Genomic DNA, 14,439 nt, shown 5'->3' on the forward strand with positions numbered 1-14,439 from the left:
TCATGAATCACGGGTACACCCGCAGAACCACCCTCGCGCTCGGCGGCGGCACGCTGGCCGCGGCCCTCCTTTCGGGGTGCGGTGGCACGGCGACGACGGCCGGCAAGAGCAACGGCAAGCCCGTCAAGGGCGGTTCCCTCACCATCGGCCTCGACGCCGAACCGACCACGGGCTTCGACCCGCAGGTGGCGCAGGCCTACGCCGACCAGCAGATCGTCTCCCAGTTCTACGAGGGTCTGCTGAGCCTGGACGACAAGGGCCAGGTCCAGCCCGGCCTGGCCAAGAGCTACCGGCAGGTGGACGCCACCACCCACCGCTTCACCCTCCGCGACGGCGTGACCTTCCACGACGGGAGCAGGCTCACCACCGACGACGTCGTCTTCAGCCTGGAACGGCTGATGGACCCCGCCATCAAGTCGCCGTTCACCCAGCAGTACAAGATCAAGAAGGTGACGGCGGTGGACGCGACCACCGTGGAGGTCAAGCTCAGCGCCCCGCAGCCGTCCCTGTACCACTTCCTGGCCCGCCCCTGGAGCGGCGCCGTCATGAGCAGGAAGTGGACGACGGCCCACACCGAGGACCAGATCAAGACGGCGGAGAACGGCACCGGGCCCTTCAAGCTCACGAAGTGGACCAAGGGCGTCTCCATCCAGCTCGCCGCCCACACCGGCTACTGGCAGAAGCCGAAGCCCTACCTCTCCTCCGTGACCTACCGGCTCATCCCCGACGAGACCTCGCGGGTGGCCGCCCTGCGCTCGGGCGCCGTCCAGCTGATGGCCTTCCGCGACCTGCGGCTGGTGGACGACCTCAAGAAGACGGCCGGCGTCACCGAGGCGAACGGGCCCCTCGTCTCCAGCGTCTGGATCAACATGAACACGCTGAGCGGGCCGCTCGCCGACAAGCGGGTGCGGCAGGCGTTCAACCTCGCCGTCGACCGCCAGGCACTGATCAAGACCCTCGGCGGCGGCGACTCCGCGACCCTCGGCTATGTCATCCCGCCCCAGGACCCGTACGGCACCACCCCGACCTCCGCCGACTCCGTGTACGTGCAGAACCAGGCCAAGGCCAGGGAACTGCTCCGGGCCGCCGGCCAGACCGAGGTCAGCCTCGAACTGGTCGCGCCCAGCGACCCGGCCTACGGCCCCGACATCTCCGCCATGGAGCTGATGAAGGCCCAGCTGGCCCAGGTCGGCATCACCCTCGACCTCAAACTGACCCCGTTCGCGACGGTCGTGCCGCGGGTGCTGTCCGGCGACTACAGCAACATGATCATGATGACGAGTGTGCTCAACGCCGACCCCAGCCAGTACCTCAGCCTCTGGTTCGCCAAGGGCGGTCCGGCCACCAAGGTCAAGGACCAGCACCTGTGGGACCAGCTGGCCGCCGCGGCGGCGGAGAGCGACGACAACAAGCGGGTCACCCTCTACCACCAGCTCGCCCAGTACATCGCCGACCAGTGCTATCTGATGGTGCCCTACGCCAAGGCGGTGCGCGGCGAGGCCTGGACCGACAAGGTGAGCGGCTACCGGCCGGACGCCACGGCCACCCGTCTCGAACTCAAGAACACCTGGCTGGCCTCGTGACCACCGGTGCACCGACCACCGCGCCGGCCGCCACCGCGGCCGGCGCCGGAGGCCGGGTCCTCGACGTCAACGGGCTGCGCATCGGCTTCGGCGGCTCGGAGGTCGTCTCCGGCGTGGACCTGCACGTCGAACGCGGCGAGGTGGTCGGCCTGATCGGCGAGAGCGGCTGCGGGAAGTCCAGCGTCGCCCTCGCCGCGATGGGCCTGCTCGGACCCGGCGCCTCGGTCGCCGCCGACCGGCTGGAGGCCTGCGGCACCGACCTGCTGAGCAGCGGCCCCCGCGACCTCCAAGGCCTGCGCGGCAACCGGGTGGCCATGGTGTTCCAGGAGCCCATGACCTCGCTCAACCCGTGCATGCGGGTCGGCGCCCAGGTGGCCGAGGTACTGCGGATCCACGGCCGGGCGAACCGCCAGGAGGCCCGGGACCGGGCCGTGGAGCTGCTGCGCGCGGTGGAGATCCCCTCGCCGGAGCGCAGGGCACGGCAGTTCCCGCACGAACTCTCCGGCGGTATGCGGCAGCGCGTCGTCATCGCCATCGCGATGGCGGGCGACCCGCAGCTGCTGCTGGCCGACGAGCCGACGACCGCGCTGGACGTCACCGTGCAGGCCGAGATCCTGCACCTGCTCCGCTCGCTGCAACAGGAGCACGGCATGGGCATGCTGCTCATCTCGCACGACCTCGGCGTCATCACCGCCATGTGCGACCGGGTACAGGTGATGTACGCCGGGCAGGTCGTCGAGTCCGGCACGACCGGCCAGGTGCTGACCGCACCCCGGCACCCGTACACCCGTGCGCTGCTCGCCGCGGTGCCGCGGATGCGGGACGGCGACGGTACCCGGCTCACCGCGATCCGCGGCCAGCTCACGGACGACGACCGCCGCCGCCCCGGCTGCCGCTTCGCGTCCCGCTGCCCGAGCGTCGCCGAGGCCTGCGCCGCCCCGCAGCCGCTGCGCGAGGCAGGCGAGGGACGGACGTCGCGCTGCTGGCGCGAGCCGGAGGAAGAGACGACGACGAAGGGTGACGGCGATGAATGAGACGCCGGTCGAGGTGGGGACGGACGACGACACCGGGGCGCCGCTGCTGGAACTCGCGGGGGTCGGCCACACTTTCGGGCACGGGCCCGGCCGTTCGGGCGTCCGGGCGGTGGACGACGTCTCACTCACCCTGGGCCGCGGCGAGACCGTGGGCCTGGTCGGCGAATCCGGCTGCGGCAAGAGCACCCTCGGCCGGATCGCGACCCGGCTGTACCGGCCCACGCAGGGGGCCGTGCGGTTCGAGGGCCGGGACATGACCCACCGTCCGGACGGCACCGACCTGAAGGCCTTCCGCCGTGCGGTGCAGATGGTGTTCCAGGACCCCAACAGCTCGCTCAACCCCCGGCTGCCCGTGGGCGCGAGCATCGAGGAGCCGCTGCGGGTGCGGCGGATGCCACGGGCAGACCGGCGGGACCGGCTGGCGCGGGTGCTGGAGGAGGTCGGCCTGGACAGTACGGCCGCCGTCCGCCACCCGCACGAGTTCTCCGGCGGACAGCGCCAACGCCTCGCCCTCGCCCGGGCGTTGGCCCCGCAGCCCGCCGTGATCGTCCTGGACGAGCCGACCTCCGCGCTGGACGTCTCCATCCAGGCGCAGATCCTCAACCTCCTCCAGGACATCCAGCGACAGGACCGCATCGCCTACCTGTTCATCTCGCACAACCTCGGTGTGGTCCGCCATCTCAGCAGCCGGGTCGCCGTGATGTACCTCGGCTCGATCGTCGAACTCGCCCCCTCGCGGCGGCTGTTCGAGGCGCCGCAGCACCCTTACTCCCGGGCGCTGCTGTCCTCCGTCCTGGAACCGGGTGACACTCCCGGCACGGGCGGGCGCATCGAGCTCAAGGGCGAACTGCCGTCGCCGACGGACGTCCCGGCCGGCTGCCCGTTCTCCTCCCGCTGCTGGCTGGCCGACGACCGCTGCCGTACCGAGCGGCCCGTACTCGTCGAACGGGCCTCCGGTCATCTGACCGCCTGCCACAAGCCGGGCGAGGTCGGGTGATCGGACGCCAGCGCCCGCAGCAGGGCCGCCACGAAGCCCGGGACGTCGTCCGTCAGCATGTGGTGGTCGGCGTCGGGCACCTCGACGATCGGGATGCCGGCCCGCCGGACCCCGTCCTCGCCCGGGTACGGCCGGCTGCGGGCGCCGACGATCAGCACGCGCGGCTGCGGCAGGCCGTGGAAGGTCTCCGCCACCCCGGGAACCGCCCCCCGCACCAGGTGGACGGCGCTGCGGTGCACGATCGCCGGGTCCGCCGTCCGCATCCGGGCCGCGTACTCGGGTACCAGCCCGGCCAGCAGGGCCCGGAAGCCGTGCCCGACGAAGTCCCGCTCGGACTGCGCGGCGATGGCGCGGCTGTAAAGCCCGCCGCCCGCCAGCAGGTTGGGCTCGGCCACGACCACCCGTGAACACAACTCCGGCCGCCGGGCGGCCAGCAGGATCGCGGCGGCGCCGCCCATCGAATGCCCGACGAGCACCGCGCTCCGGACCGCACAGTGGTCGAGGACGGCCGCGACCGTGTCGGCATGCGCCTCCAGCGTGCCCGGAAAGCCCTCCGGGCGGTCGCTGAAACCGTGCCCGAGCAGATCGACGACGATCGTCCGCCGCCCGGCCAGACCCGCATGCGTGACGATGCCCGGGAAGTCGGCGGAACCGGCGGAACCCAGCCCGTGGAGGTACACGTGCGGGGCGCCCTCGCCAGGAATGTCGATCCAGCGCACATGAGCGGCGGCCGAGGGAACGTAAAGGGACCTCATCAGCGCTCCTGGGCCCTGTCCAAGCCGCCGAATCCACGGTGCGCGGACACCTCGGACTCCGGCGGCTGCCGGGTCTCCTGCGGGTGCCGCAGCGGTACGACGCCCACGCAGTGGCCGTCCCGGTCCAGCAGCCGCCCCATGTGCTTGACCGTGCTCAGGACCACCGAACGGTCGTCGATCCGAAGCCGCGGCAGCCGTCGCGAGAGATGGACCTCGAAGGTGTGCACATCGGCGAGCGTGCGCAGCCAGACGTCGATCACCAGGTTGTGCGGCCCGGTGGCGATCGCGCAGGACCGGACCTCCCGCACGCCGGACAGGACCCGACCGGTCTCCTCCAGGTACTGGGCGGGCACGGACGCGAAGTACACGGCGGACAGTGGCCACCCGGACAGCGGTCTGGCCACGTCACAGCGCAGGCTCACCCGGGAGGCGAGCAGCGACTGGAGCCGACGGCGCACCGTGGTGGCACCGCCGCCGGTGGCATCCGCGAGGTCGCAGATCGACATCCGGCCGTCCGCGCTGAGCAGTTCCAGCAGCTGTGCGTCCAGCGGATCCCAGGCCGGCGCGGTGGTCGCCCGCTGATCCGGCGGGACGTCCGCGAGGCGGCCGGCCTCCAGACGGGCGCACTGTGCGTCGTCCAGTTCGCGCAGTCGCCAGCGGCTGCCCTCGGTGGGCACGCCGGTCGAGACGTGCGTCCGGGTCGCCCGGACCCCCGGCGTCCGCTGGAACAGCGAGGTGGTGAGGCGGGCCAGTTCGTTGAGGTCCGCGGCCTGCACGGTGAGCATCAGATCGCGGCCACCCGCGGTGAGTTTGACGTTCGCCGCCGAGTGCTCCGCGGCGAGGGCCTGGGCCACCTCCTGGGCCCGGCCGGGCTCGGTGTCGACCTCGACGATGCCGGTCACCACGATGCGGTGGTCGGACAACCGGGGATAGGCGGTCACCCAGGCCAGGCCCGCGTCGCGCAGCCGCCGCCAACGCCGGGCCGCCGTCACCGGGTTGACCGCCAGCACGTCCCCCACCAGCGTCCACGGGGCCCGCGGATGGACCTGGAGGGCGTGTACGACACGGAGGTCCAGCTCATCAAGGCCTTCCGCGGTGGAATCCTGCGCTTTCTGGACCGGCGTATTCCTGCGTGTCTCCGTGGAATCCCCACGCGAAGCTGCACTGCGGCACGGGGCGCTCTTGTTCATTCCACACTCCAATTCGCCTGTTCCTGATACCGAGGAGTGCTGCGATCTCCATGTCCGAAGCCACGACGTACCAGACCTCCAGGACCGCGCTGCGTGTCGAGAACGCCCGTCTCGTCGACGGCACCGGCGCCCGCCCGGTGGACGATGCCGTCGTGGTCGCGGACGCGACGGGAGTCCTCACCTACGCCGGGCCCGCAGCCCTGGCCCCGCCGGCCACCAGGGGCGCCTCGGCGGTGCGTGTCATCGACGCCGGGGGCCGCACCGTCCTCCCCGGCTTTTTCGACTGCCACACCCACCTGGCCTACGCGTACGGCTCGCCGCCCGGCCGCCGTGCCGAGCTCGACCCGGTCCTGGTCACCTACGACACCGCCACCAGGCTGCGGCAGACCCTCGACGCGGGCATCACCACCGCCCGCGACCTGGGCGGCCTCTCCACCGGCTACCGCACCGCCGTGGAGACCGGCCGCATCGTCGGCCCCCGGCTGCACACGGCCGTACGGATCATCAGCCACACCGGCGGCCACGCCGACTTCCGGCTGCCCGACGGCACCGACCTCACCGGGGGCGAGATGGCCGAACTCGCCGACACCGTGGACGAGTCGCGGCTCGCCGTGCGCAGAACGCTGCGCGCGGGCGCGGACCTGATCAAGATCTGCGCCACCGGTGGCATGGCCAGCCCCTACGACCAGCCCGAGGACGAGGGCCTGCTGGAGGAGGAGATCCGGGCGGTCGTGGACGAGTGCCGACGCCACGGCGGCAAGCCGGTCGCCGCCCACGCCCAGGGCACCGCGGGGATCCTCAATGCGATCCGCGGCGGGGTCACCAGCATCGAGCACGGCTACGGCCTGGACGCCCAGGCGCTGGAGATGGCGGGCGAGCGGGGCGTCTTCGTCGTGCCCACGCTGTCGACGGTCTTCGGAGGAATCGACAAGAACGCGATGCCGGAGCACCACTACCGCAAGAAGGTCCGCTGGTCGGGAGTCACCAAGGAGAACATCGCCCGCGCCATCGAGCAGGGGGCCCGGATCGCGCTCGGCACCGACGCCGCCGTCTGTCCGCACGGCCAGAACCTGAGGGAACTCAGCCATCTCGTGGACCTCGGCATGGACCCCATGACCGCGATCGTGGCGGGCACCCGCACCTCGGCCGAACTCCTGGGCCTGGGCGACCGCCTCGGCACGCTCACCGCGGGCAAGACCGCCGACCTGGTTCTGTGCGACGGCGACCCGCTCGCGGACATCGGCGCGCTCGGGGATCCCGCGAACATCGTGTGCGTGGTCCAGGACGGCATCGTGCGCAAGGACCTCCTGCCCACGACGGAACCGACCGCAGCGAGCGGCGCCGAGCCCCGCTGAGCTCCGCCGGTGCACCCGAGAGTCACTCATGCCGGGAGCATAGGGACGACCCGAGCACCGGCGACTTGCTCCGTTCCGCTCAGCAGACCCCCCGCCGCCGACCGCAGCCCGTGGTTCGGCGGCGGACATGCCCTTCCCGAGCCCGCCCGGGTGACCTTCGCGCGCGCAAGGTCGATACTGCGCTCAGGAGAACTGCGCCACTCGCGGTCACGGCCCCACCCGCACCTGACAGACAGTCACCAAACTCGGCATTCAGTCAGCATCAGCCTCGCCACGACCCGCTGTGGACCGCCATGGGGCGCCAAGATCAGGAACCGGAGAAACCAGTCTCTGACCTGCAAAGGAGCAGGTCAGAGACTAGTCTGGTAGCGTTACTTGGAGGATCACATGAAGATGTTGATCAACGTTCCGGAGACCGTGGTGGCGGACGCGCTGCGGGGCATGGCGGCGGCTCATCCCGACCTCACCGTGGACGTGGAGAACCGGGTGATCGTACGGCGTGACGCGCCCGTCGCCGGGCAGGTCGCGCTGGTCTCGGGCGGCGGCTCCGGGCACGAGCCGCTGCACGGCGGATTCGTGGGCCCCGGGATGCTGTCGGCCGCCTGTCCGGGCGAGGTGTTCACGTCCCCGGTCCCGGACCAGATGGCCCGGGCCGCCGCGGCCGTGGACAGCGGGGCCGGGGTGCTGTTCATCGTGAAGAACTACACCGGTGACGTGCTCAACTTCGACATGGCCGCCGAACTCGCCGAGGACGAGGGCATCCAGGTGGCGAAGGTGCTCGTCAACGACGACGTGGCCGTCACCGACAGCCTGTACACCGCGGGCCGGCGCGGCACCGGCGCCACCCTGTTCGTCGAGAAGATCGCCGGCGCGGCCGCCGCCGAGGGGCAGCCGCTGGAGCGGGTGGAGGCCGTCGGGCGCCAGGTGAACGAGAACTCCCGCAGCTTCGGTTTCGCACTGAGCGCCGTCACCACCCCGGCCAAGGGCACCCCGACCTTCGATCTGCCGCCCGGCGAGCTGGAGTTGGGCATCGGCATCCACGGCGAGCCGGGCCGGGAGCGGCGGGCCATGATGACCTCCGGCGAGATCGCCGACTTCGCGGTCAACGCCGTCCTGGAGGACCTGCCCCCGCGCGATCCGGTCCTCGTCCTGGTCAACGGCATGGGCGCGACCCCGCTCCTCGAGCTGTACGGGTTCAACGCCGAGGTCCAGCGGGTGCTCGCCGAGCGCGGGGTCACGGTCGCCCGCACCCTGGTCGGCAACTACGTCACCTCCCTGGACATGGCCGGTGCCTCGGTCACGCTCTGCCAGGTCGACGAGGAGCTGCTGCGGCTGTGGGACGCACCGGTGAGGACACCGGCGCTGCGCTGGGGGATGTGAGCGACACAGACACCACCGACCCACGTCCGTACCGCAACGCAAGGAGATCCAGTGCTCGACGCCGACTTCTTCCGCCGCTGGATGGCGGCGACCGCCGCCTCCGTCGACCGCGAGGCGGAGCGGCTCACCGCCCTCGACTCACCCATCGGGGACGCCGACCACGGCAGCAACCTCCAGCGCGGGTTCAAGGCGGTGGTCGCCGCGCTGGAGAAGGACGCGCCCGACACCCCGGGGGGCGTGCTGACGCTCGCCGGACGCCGGCTGATCTCCACGGTCGGCGGCGCCTCCGGGCCGCTGTACGGCACGCTGCTGCGCAGCACGGGCAAGGCGCTCGGTGACGCGGCCGAGGTCAGTGAGGCCGAGCTCGCCGAGGCGCTGCGGGCCGGGGTGGACAAGGTCATGGCGCTCGGCGGGGCCGCGCCCGGGGACAAGACGATGATCGACGCCCTGGTGCCGGCCGTCGACGCGCTCGGCGACGGTTTCGGGGCGGCGCGGGCCGCCGCCGAGCGGGGCGCCGAGGCGACGATCCCGCTGCAGGCCCGCAAGGGCCGGGCGAGCTATCTCGGCGAGCGCAGCATCGGCCACCAGGACCCGGGCGCCACCTCGTCGGCGCTGCTGGTCGCGGGACTCGCGGAGGCGGCCGGTGAGTGACGACAAGCTGGTCGGGATCGTGCTGGTGTCGCACAGCGCGGAGGTCGCGGCGTCCGTCGCGGAGCTGGCCAAGGGGCTGGCGGGCGGCGCCACGGCGGTGCCGGTCGCCCCGGCGGGCGGCACCGAGGGCGGTGGGCTGGGCACCAGCGCCGAACTGATCGCCGCGGCCGCCGCGGCCGTGGACCGGGGTGCGGGGGTCGCCGTCCTCACCGACCTGGGCAGCGCGGTCCTCACCGTGAAGGCGCTGCTCGCCGAGGGCGACGAACTCCCGGAGGGCACCCGCCTGGTGGACGCCCCGTTCGTCGAGGGCGCGATCGCCGCGGTCGTCACGGCGGCCACCGGGGCCGGCCTCGACGCCGTGGAGGCGGCGGCCGCCGAGGCGTACACCTACCGCAAGGTCTGAACACCCCCTAGGACAGCCCGCCCGCCACGGTCGCGAGCGCCGCGCGCAGGGTCGCCCTGAACTCGGTCTCCGCCGTGGCCGCGTCCACCGTCCGGTCGGCGACGCGCCAGACGTGGTACTCGGCGCCCGCGCGCAGGGCCGCGTTGAGCGCGGCCGCCTGGATGGTGGTCCGCAGGTCGTCGGCGGGGACCCCGGCACGTTCGGCGAGGGCGCGGGCGAACGCCGGTTCGGCCTCGTCGTAGGACTGGAGCCACTCCGCGCGCAGGCCCGGTTCACTGCGGGTCAGCCGGATCAGGGCGCCCATGGTGGCATGGTCCGGGCTGTGCACCAGGCTGCCGTCCATCACGGCGCACTCCAGGGCGTCCTCCAGGGGCCGGCCGGGACGCCAGGCGCGCAGACCGTCGGCGACGGCTTCGATGCCGGCCGCGAACAGCGGCCGTACGCAGGCTTCCTTGCTCGGGAAGTAGCGCCACACCGTGCGTGCCGAGATCCCGACCGCCCGCCCGATCTGCTCGCCCGTGGTAGCGGCCACCCCCTGGGCGACGAACAGGTCCACCGCGACGCGGGCGATCTCCAGTCTGATCTCGGCCTTGCGCTCCTCGGTCAGGGGCGGGCGTCCCGTGCGTCCCGCTGCTGCGGTCATCTGCTCCTCCGGTGCCGGCGACTGGTGATCGGAATTCTCCCCGAGGTGGCGGGCGGCGGAAAATTCCGGTCGCCACTTCATGTCACTCAGAGACATTAAGTCGTATGGTGTGTCCGGCACCGGGCGCAGTGCGCCCACGAACCACCTGATGGGAGCACCACATGACCAGCGGACTCGACGGGCGCGGCGTCATCGTCACCGGCGCGGGATCGGGCATCGGGCGGGCCGCCGCCCTTGCCTTCGCGAGGGAGGGCGCCCGGGTCCTGGTCGCCGACCTGAACGCCGAGGCCGCGGGCGCGGCGGTCGAGGAGATCGAGAAGGCGGGCGGTACGGCCGAGGCCGTCACCGGCGACCTCAGCGAGCAGTCCGTGGTGGACCGGGTGGTCGCGACCGCCGTGGAGCGGTTCGGCGGGGTGGACGTCCTGGTGAACAACGCCGGGATCATGGACCGGATGTCGGCACTGGCGGACGTCAGCGACACGGAGTGGGAGCGGGTGATACGCGTCAACCTCACCGCTCCGTTCCTGCTCACCCGGGCGGTGCTGCCGCACATGCTGGCCGCGGGCCGGGGTGCGATCGTCAACACCGCCTCCGAGGCCGGCCTGCGCGGCAGCGCGGCGGGCGCCGCCTACACGGCCTCGAAGCACGGTGTCGTCGGCCTGACCAAGAACCTGGCGGTGATGTACCGCAACCAGGGCATCCGGGCCAACGCGATCGCCCCCGGCGGTACCAGGACCGGGATCCAGGTGGACCTGGAGGACGGTGCACACGGGCCGGCCGCGCTCGGCCCGTACTTCGGCAACGTGGGCCAGCTCTCCGAGCCCGAGGAGCAGGCGGCGGCGATCGTGTTCCTGGCCTCGGACGCGGCGAGCAACATCAACGGCGCGATCCTGCCGGTGGACAACGGCTGGGCGGCCGTCTGACCCGTACGCCGGGCCGGCGACCGCCCTCCCCGCCGGTGTCGGTGGCCGCCGGCCCGCCCGGTCAGTCCTCCCCGGCGAACTCCGCCGCCAGCCGCTCCCCCTCCGCCTCCGCCGCCTCGCGGTCCTCGATGGGCTCGACCCCGGAGTCCTTGAAGACGATGTAGGTGACGCCGGACGCCACCCCGCCCGCCCGCGGGTCGGGGTTCATGCCCAGCGCCTTGGCGGTGGCGTACGAGGCCTCGCCGATGATGTCGCGCGGCCCGGTGTCGCCGACGACCGCGTACTGCACCCGGTCCTTGTAGATGACCGCGGCCACCGCGCCGCCCCGGACGCCGAACGCCCGATGGTTCCAGCGGTCGCTGACGCCGGGCACGACGACGTAGGGCAGCTCCTCGGCGTTGAGCTGGCCGCCGTCGGACTGCTGGAAGGCGGTGGCGGCGGAGAACGCCGGGTCGGCCGCGCGGTTGCAGTGGGCGGTGGCCCGGCCGTCGCAGTCGATGTCGAGGTCGGCCTTCCAGAAGACGGCCTGCCGGGTGCCGCACACGGGGACGGTGGCAGCGGTACCGGCGTCGGAGCGGTAGCGGCCCTTGGAGACCTGGACGCAGTCCTGCACCCGGGCCAGCAGGTCGGTGGCGGTGATCCGGTGCCGGTCACCGGAGGCCGCATAGGAGACCGCGGGGGCGGGCAGTGTGGCCGGGGCGAGCAGGGCGGCGCCGGCCGCGGCCAGCGTCAGCGACTGGACACGCACGATGAGGGACCCTTTTCGTGGGGGACATGGAGTCACCCGGAACAAGATGGTGCGGGTCCGGCGGCCGGGCCAGCAACCTAAGGCCGTACAGGGCCGTTCGGAGCAACGAAACTGACACTTCGTGAGAGGCGGCCGAGGACCGGGGCGCTGAACCGGTGTCGGCCCAGTCCGCCCCGGCCGCCCGTGCCGGCGCGGGATCAGCGACGACAGCGTTCCGCGCCACAGGCGCGAACTCCCCTGTTCTCCGGGGAAGTTCGACCGCAGGGCACTCAGCATACGTAACTCTCCCCCGCCGACCGCAATACGGCCCTCTTGATGTCCGCATGCCGGGCAGGCCATATTGGTCCGGACCATTGCCGTGCTGCCGTCCCCGGGGAGGCGGAACCGTGCGCCGAGTTGCCGTCGTGGTCTGCGTCCTGTTGTCGGTGTCGTCCTGCGGCTGGGGCGGGGCCGACGGTGACAGTGGCCGGCTGCCCGGCGCCCCGACGGGGGTCACCGCGGCGGCCGGGAGCGCCACCAGCGTGCACGTCATGTGGAACGCGCTGCCGGACGGTTCCGGGATCCGTGGCTATGAGGTGTATCGCGGCACCACGAAGGTCGAGGAAGTGCCGGGGTCCGAGCACATGGTGGACGTCACCAGGCTCCGGCCGTCCACGGTGTATGTGTTCACCGTGCGGGCTCGGGGCGGCGACGGCAGCCTCGGACCGCGCAGCCGTGCGGTGCGGGCGACCACACCGGCGATGGCCGCGGCGGACCGCTCGGCGCCGACCCGTCCCGTCCGGCCGGACGGCCGGGCCGTGGGCAGCCGTGCGGTGCAGCTGTCCTGGGGCGCCTCCACGGACGACCGGGCCGTGGTGTCGTACGACATCTGGCAGGGCGGCGCCAAGATCCACAGTGTGGGCGGCAACCAGACCGCGGCGGTGGTCACCGGGCTGCGGCCGGGCACCCGCTATGTCTTCACCGTCCGGGCCCGGGACGCGGCCGACAACCTCTCGCCCGCGAGCACGGCGGTACGGCTCACCACGCCGGGCACCGGCGACGGCCGGGACACCGCGCCGGCCGCGTTCACGGCGCGGACCCACGAGGAGAGCGGGGCCCACTACCTCGACCTGGCCTGGGACCCACCGCAGGTGGGCGGTGTGGTCACGGAGTACCAGATCCGCCTCGACAGCGGTACGACCACCTCCCTGGTGTGGGGAGGCACCCCGCCGAAGGGCCGTGCGACCTACAGCTTCTATGTGGGCCGGGACCATGGGGCCGTCCACCATGTGCGGCTGCGGGCGCGGCTGCCGGACGGCACCTGGGGCGGCTGGTCGGCGGAGCGGACCGTGACCACGGGCACCTGATCCGCATCACGCATCCGGGCCTGGGCCGGACGGAGGAAGAAGTCACCTGGTCGGTCGCCCTCCGGGTGCGGGACACGCCGGGGCCCCTTTCGCTGAACCTGAGGCAGCACGGGCGTTTCCCGACCCTCGGCGGCGCACAGGGAGTTCCGCCAACCGTGCCGCCGGAGGACAGCCCATGCGCACTACACGACTTCTCCTCCGCTCCGGCCCGACCCTGGCGGCCGCCGCCGCGATCCCGACCTGGCTCGCCGGGCCGTCCGCCGCACTCACGGGCATCTCGGTGAGCACCATCGGCACCACGGTCTCGGTGGTCACCAGCGCCTGCACCCAGAGCAACGGCAGCTGGGGCAACGCCTCGCTGCTCAACAGCGGCCAGACCGCCTTCGCCCAGGGGCGGCAGGTGGCCCTGGCGGGCACCACCGTGAGCCAGTCCGCGGCCTGGTCGGGGGTGTCGCCGGGCACCTACACGGTGGTCGTCGTCTGCTCCAACGGCGGCACGGCGGGCACCCAGTCGGTGATCGTGTCCGGAGCCAACGCGGCGCCCACGACCTCCTCCACCACCAGGTCGGCCGCGCCGGCCGCGCCCTCCCGGGGCGTGATGGGCGGCCTGGGCGGCGCCGCCCGGGACTACGGGCCGCTCACGCTGGGCATCGGCGCGGCGCTGGTCGGCTCGGGCGTCATCGCGACGGGCTGGTATCTGCGCAAGCGCTCGAAGCCGTACCGGCTCTGAGCGGACCTCGTGCCCCGTAGGGGGCGCTGGGGGTACCCCCGGCCGAAGGCTGGGGGAGGAACTGCGCGACCAGCCCCCACCGGCCCGCGGCTGACGAACCGCGCAACCAGCGGAGCGCTGAGCCGTCTGCGGCCCGGTCCGCCGGACAGCCCCTAGGACGGGTCGGGGAGTTCGCCGAACTCTTCGAGCGCGTGGCCGAGCCACTGCGTCCAGAAGGTCTCCAGGTCGATGCCGGCCCGCAGCACCAGGTGCCGCAGCCGGTCCTCGGGGGTGTCCTTGCCCGGTGGGAAGTCGCGGCGCTGGATCTCCTCGTACTCCGCCAACTGCCGCCGGTGCAGCTCCAGATGGCGCCGCAGGTCGGCTTCGAGTCCGTCCGTGCCGACCACGGCCGCCGCCCGCAGCCGCAGCAGGAGCACGTCCCGCTGCGGCTTGGGGTCCTGGGAGGCGGCGGTCCAGCGGGCCAGTTCGGCGCGGCCCGCGGGCAGGACCTCGTAGCTCTTCTTCTGCCCGCGGGCCGGCTGCTCGGCCGGCAGGGTCCGGATGTAGCCCTCGGCCTCCAGTTTTCCGAGCTCGCGATAGATCTGCTGGTGCGTGGCCGACCAGAAGTAGCCGATCGACCTGTCGAACCTGCGGGTCAGCTCAAGCCCCGACGACGGCCTTTCGAGCAGGGCGGTGAGGATCGCGTGCGGGAGTGACATGGG

The 14,439-nt window shown here is 72.7% G+C and carries 15 protein-coding genes; 10 read left to right on the forward strand and 5 right to left on the reverse strand.

Annotation, left to right across the window (positions count from 1 at the left end):
* Positions 1-2 precede the first annotated feature (2 nt).
* Genes ACFWPQ_RS00220 through ACFWPQ_RS00230 form a run of 3 tightly spaced genes read left to right on the forward strand, consistent with a single transcriptional unit; the run spans position 3 to position 3,614 of the window.
* Positions 3-1,583, forward strand: a complete 1,581-nt coding sequence (locus ACFWPQ_RS00220) for an ABC transporter substrate-binding protein (protein WP_384028297.1) — start codon at positions 3-5, stop codon at positions 1,581-1,583.
* Positions 1,580-2,617, forward strand: coding sequence for an ABC transporter ATP-binding protein (locus ACFWPQ_RS00225; protein WP_384028299.1), 1,038 nt, complete (start codon positions 1,580-1,582; stop codon positions 2,615-2,617). The genes ACFWPQ_RS00220 and ACFWPQ_RS00225 overlap by 4 nt, the downstream gene beginning before the upstream one ends.
* The gene (locus ACFWPQ_RS00230; protein WP_384028301.1) at positions 2,610-3,614 is read left to right on the forward strand and encodes an ABC transporter ATP-binding protein; all 1,005 of its coding nucleotides are present in this window, start codon (positions 2,610-2,612) and stop codon (positions 3,612-3,614) included. Before ACFWPQ_RS00225 ends, ACFWPQ_RS00230 begins: the two co-directional genes overlap by 8 nt.
* Here ACFWPQ_RS00230 and ACFWPQ_RS00235 read toward each other — a convergent pair.
* Positions 3,575-4,369: an alpha/beta fold hydrolase gene (locus ACFWPQ_RS00235; RefSeq protein ID WP_384028303.1), complete on the reverse strand. Its 795-nt coding sequence runs from the start codon at positions 4,367-4,369 to the stop codon at positions 3,575-3,577. The genes ACFWPQ_RS00230 and ACFWPQ_RS00235 overlap by 40 nt on opposite strands.
* Positions 4,369-5,559, reverse strand: a complete 1,191-nt coding sequence (locus tag ACFWPQ_RS00240; protein WP_384028305.1) for an Lrp/AsnC family transcriptional regulator — start codon at positions 5,557-5,559, stop codon at positions 4,369-4,371. The genes ACFWPQ_RS00235 and ACFWPQ_RS00240 overlap by 1 nt, the downstream gene beginning before the upstream one ends.
* Before the next feature lie 50 nt (positions 5,560-5,609).
* Between ACFWPQ_RS00240 and ACFWPQ_RS00245 the strand changes: the two genes are divergently transcribed.
* The 4 genes from ACFWPQ_RS00245 (at position 5,610) to ACFWPQ_RS00260 (ending at position 9,348) form a co-directional block, all read left to right on the forward strand.
* On the forward strand, positions 5,610-6,914 hold the full coding sequence (locus ACFWPQ_RS00245) for an amidohydrolase family protein (RefSeq protein ID WP_384028307.1): 1,305 nt from the start codon (positions 5,610-5,612) through the stop codon (positions 6,912-6,914).
* A 387-nt stretch (positions 6,915-7,301) separates the two neighbouring features.
* Complete coding sequence (gene dhaK / locus ACFWPQ_RS00250) at positions 7,302-8,294, forward strand: dihydroxyacetone kinase subunit DhaK (protein ID WP_361282292.1); 993 nt, start codon at positions 7,302-7,304, stop codon at positions 8,292-8,294.
* Between the two features lie 51 nt (positions 8,295-8,345).
* Entirely contained in the window at positions 8,346-8,945 is a 600-nt protein-coding gene (gene dhaL / locus ACFWPQ_RS00255; RefSeq protein WP_384028309.1) for a dihydroxyacetone kinase subunit DhaL, read from the forward strand.
* A complete protein-coding gene (locus tag ACFWPQ_RS00260) occupies positions 8,938-9,348 on the forward strand; it encodes a PTS-dependent dihydroxyacetone kinase phosphotransferase subunit DhaM (RefSeq protein WP_384028312.1) in 411 nt (136 codons plus the stop codon). Before dhaL ends, ACFWPQ_RS00260 begins: the two co-directional genes overlap by 8 nt.
* A 7-nt stretch (positions 9,349-9,355) precedes the next feature.
* Here ACFWPQ_RS00260 and ACFWPQ_RS00265 read toward each other — a convergent pair whose 3' ends face one another.
* Positions 9,356-9,991: a TetR/AcrR family transcriptional regulator gene (locus ACFWPQ_RS00265; RefSeq protein ID WP_384028314.1), complete on the reverse strand. Its 636-nt coding sequence runs from the start codon at positions 9,989-9,991 to the stop codon at positions 9,356-9,358.
* Between the two features lie 161 nt (positions 9,992-10,152).
* On the opposite strand from ACFWPQ_RS00265, the gene ACFWPQ_RS00270 reads away from it, so the two are divergent.
* The gene (locus ACFWPQ_RS00270; protein ID WP_384028316.1) at positions 10,153-10,914 is read left to right on the forward strand and encodes an SDR family NAD(P)-dependent oxidoreductase; all 762 of its coding nucleotides are present in this window, start codon (positions 10,153-10,155) and stop codon (positions 10,912-10,914) included.
* A gap of 61 nt (positions 10,915-10,975) precedes the next feature.
* Here ACFWPQ_RS00270 and ACFWPQ_RS00275 read toward each other — a convergent pair whose 3' ends face one another.
* A complete protein-coding gene (locus tag ACFWPQ_RS00275) occupies positions 10,976-11,662 on the reverse strand; it encodes a glycoside hydrolase family 75 protein (protein ID WP_384028318.1) in 687 nt (228 codons plus the stop codon).
* Positions 11,663-12,048: 386 nt separating this feature from the next.
* Here ACFWPQ_RS00275 and ACFWPQ_RS00280 point away from each other — a divergent pair, with 386 nt between their 5' ends.
* Together ACFWPQ_RS00280 and ACFWPQ_RS00285 are read left to right on the forward strand one after the other, a co-directional pair.
* A complete protein-coding gene (locus ACFWPQ_RS00280; protein ID WP_384028320.1) occupies positions 12,049-13,008 on the forward strand; it encodes a fibronectin type III domain-containing protein in 960 nt (319 codons plus the stop codon).
* A 175-nt stretch (positions 13,009-13,183) separates the two neighbouring features.
* Positions 13,184-13,738, forward strand: coding sequence for a hypothetical protein (locus ACFWPQ_RS00285; RefSeq protein ID WP_384028322.1), 555 nt, complete (start codon positions 13,184-13,186; stop codon positions 13,736-13,738).
* A gap of 152 nt (positions 13,739-13,890) precedes the next feature.
* Here the strand turns inward: ACFWPQ_RS00285 and ACFWPQ_RS00290 are convergent, their stop codons facing one another.
* The gene (locus ACFWPQ_RS00290) at positions 13,891-14,436 is read right to left on the reverse strand and encodes a PadR family transcriptional regulator (protein WP_384028324.1); all 546 of its coding nucleotides are present in this window, start codon (positions 14,434-14,436) and stop codon (positions 13,891-13,893) included.
* Positions 14,437-14,439: the final 3 nt, after the last annotated feature.

Origin of the sequence: Streptomyces sp. NPDC058464, from assembly GCF_042721035.1 — a bacterium.
GTDB lineage: Bacteria > Actinomycetota > Actinomycetes > Streptomycetales > Streptomycetaceae > Streptomyces.